We start from the raw sequence: 2,500 nt of genomic DNA, 5'->3' as shown, positions 1-2,500 counted from the left end.
CCGGATCAACCCCTACCTGTGACCACCCCGCTTACACAGACAAGTTGACACGCCCCCGCGAACCAGCTCCACCGCCAGGCCGACTACCGGCAGGGGCAGGATGAACGGGTCAAGCCCTACACCCTCTTCCGCACCCGCATCGACGCCCGACCCGTCCTGCTGCGCTGACCACAGCGGGACGGAACTGGATGCAGCCATGCACAAGTGAAGCGCCCTGTCTTTGACACGTCGAGTTCTCCTCCTGCGGGGATGTTCTTTTACCGCCGGGCCAGTCAGGGACAGCAGCACATGTTCCACGCCTGCTGGCCCTGACTGGCATTACGGCATGGGCCTGGACTGCGCTCAGCCCAGGGAGGCGAGCAACTCGGCGCAGGCCCGCTCGCAGCGCCGGCAAGCCTCAGCGCAGATCTTGCAGTGCTCGTGCATTTCAGCGTGGGAGGCGCACTCGTCCCCGCACGTCTTGCAGGCGGTCCGGCAGGCCTCCAGCAGGGCACGAGTGGTCTCGACGTTGTTGCCGGTCTGCCTGGACAGCACCGCCCCGGTGGTGGCGCAGATGTCGGCGCAATCCAAATTGAACCGGATGCACTGCCTCAGTTCTGCGACCATGTCCTCGGCCAGGCACGCGTCCGCGCAGGCCGTACAGGTCTGAGCGCACTCGAAACAGGCCTCGATGCACTCGGCCAGCTTCTGCCGGTCGATGTCCCCCAAGTCTTTCGGGTAGGTCTCCAGCATCGAGCTCACGTGATGGGTCATGGCTTACTCCTTCATCGGTGCGGTTCGGAAAACGAACCGGCTGGAACCGGCCCGCCATGCAACCGACCATAGACCCCCCGCCCGGCCCGGAAAAGGGGCTCAACTTTGAAGATTCCGTAAAGATCCCAGCCGGCCACGGGCTCCGCCCGAGCCGTTCGAGCGGGCGGCTAGGCCCGAAATGACGGCCTTTCCGGGCCCGGCTCAACCCTGAATCGGCTCGGAACTTGGCACTCCGTCAAGTTGCGACCAGATCACGAATCCGCATTGTTGCATAACGTTCTGGTCACGGACCATTTCGACTAAGTTATAACTTGATCGACGCCGAATTAGGAGGCCGCGGAAAAAGTCCAGAAAATGTACGCCAATGTCTACCGAGGTAACCCATGTCCTACCCCACCCGCCGTGCCCGCATCGAGGCTGAAGCACAGGCCCGCCGTTCCCAGTACCGCCATTCCCTCACCATGGGTGCGATAGGCCTGACCACCGTGGTGGGAGCCACGGTGGCCGACATGGGCCCGGCCGCAGCCAACGAGGGCGCCTACTCCGCGCCCAGCGGCTCCACTGCTAATTCCTGGACGTGGGAGGGCGGTACCGCCGCCGAGACGTCCCGCTCGTCCAGGGTTCACACGCACTCGTCCGCGACCAGCAGTGAGCCGGCCCAGGATATCCAGCGGGCCTCTTACTCCACCGCTTCCTCCAGTAGTACTGGTTGGGGGCGGCCGTGCAGTGGGCTACGGCCAAGGCTGCCGATCCGGGCGTCGGTTACGTCTGGGGTGGAAATGGCCCGACCGGCTACGACTGCTCCGGCTTCATTCAGAACGCGTTCGCGCAGGCCGACATTGAGCTGCCTCTGAACTCCAAGGCCCAGTATGCGGCCGCTAGCCAATACGTCTCCCTGGACGACCTCCAGGTCGGTGACCTGGTCTTCTGGTCCAACAACGGCTCGGCCTCCGGGATCTACCACGTGGCCATGTACATCGGCGACGGCCAGATCGCCCACGCCCGCAACCCGCAAATGGGCGTGGCCGTGACCGCTGTCGACTACAGCCCCTGGAACATGATGGGCACCGCCGCCCGCTACTGAACGGCACGCCACCACCCCGGGACGGCCCCGCAAGACAAAAGCCTCGGGGCCGTTCGATCTCAGGAGACCTCAGCCACCGTGCCCACCCCGCTGTCCCGCTGACCGAACCCCACCGGACACGCCAGCAGCTCACATGGACGAACGTCGACATGCCTTGGGCCGCGTCCCGTCGGCCCCGTCCCGTGGTCCTCCCGGTGATGGGGCGTCATATGACACAAGTCTGGATGGCTCCCCCTCCCCTGTTGTCGCTTGCAGACGATGGGGCAGCGCCAAGCGCGCTGATTTGCAGCAGGTATGGCGCGGATGCGTCGGTAGAGGGTGGCTCGGGACATGCCCTAGCCAAGCAATGGCGCGGCTTGGCCACTCGTCACGACAAGCTAGCGATCACCTACCGCGCCGCCGTCACCCTCTGCGCCATCTTCACCTGGCTACGCGCATAAGGGAGACACGCCCTAGTTGTTGTGGGTCATGAGGTTCTTGACATGGGTACCGGGCTGAGATGAGACGAGTGGGCCTCTCCCGCAGGATGGAAGTTCCTACACCACCGACCTGCCCGAGAAGACCCACTCATGACTCACGCTAACGCACCCCTGACCCCGACCGGCCGTCTCAGGATGGTCCACCGCCACCTGCACGACGGGATCCCGCAGGCACACGTGGCCG

Annotated in this window: 2 protein-coding genes; one reads left to right on the top strand and one right to left on the bottom strand. The window is 64.8% G+C overall.

Features of this window, described 5'->3' with window-relative positions; genetic code table 11:
- Positions 1–342 precede the first annotated feature (342 nt).
- Positions 343–753, bottom strand: a complete 411-nt coding sequence (locus NR073_RS10980) for a four-helix bundle copper-binding protein (protein ID WP_002855901.1) — start codon at positions 751–753, stop codon at positions 343–345.
- A 721-nt stretch (positions 754–1,474) separates the two neighbouring features.
- Between NR073_RS10980 and NR073_RS10975 the strand changes: the two genes are divergently transcribed.
- Positions 1,475–1,837 carry a C40 family peptidase gene (locus tag NR073_RS10975; RefSeq protein ID WP_179891564.1) on the top strand — a complete coding sequence of 121 codons (363 nt, stop codon included), beginning with the start codon at positions 1,475–1,477 and terminating at the stop codon, positions 1,835–1,837.
- The last annotated feature ends 663 nt before the right edge of the window (positions 1,838–2,500 follow it).

Source organism: Micrococcus sp. Mcc28 (genome assembly GCF_024519775.1).
GTDB lineage: Bacteria > Actinomycetota > Actinomycetes > Actinomycetales > Micrococcaceae > Micrococcus > Micrococcus luteus.
Note: the sequence above shows the minus strand (reverse complement) of the source record. Positions and strands in the feature narration are given on the sequence as shown.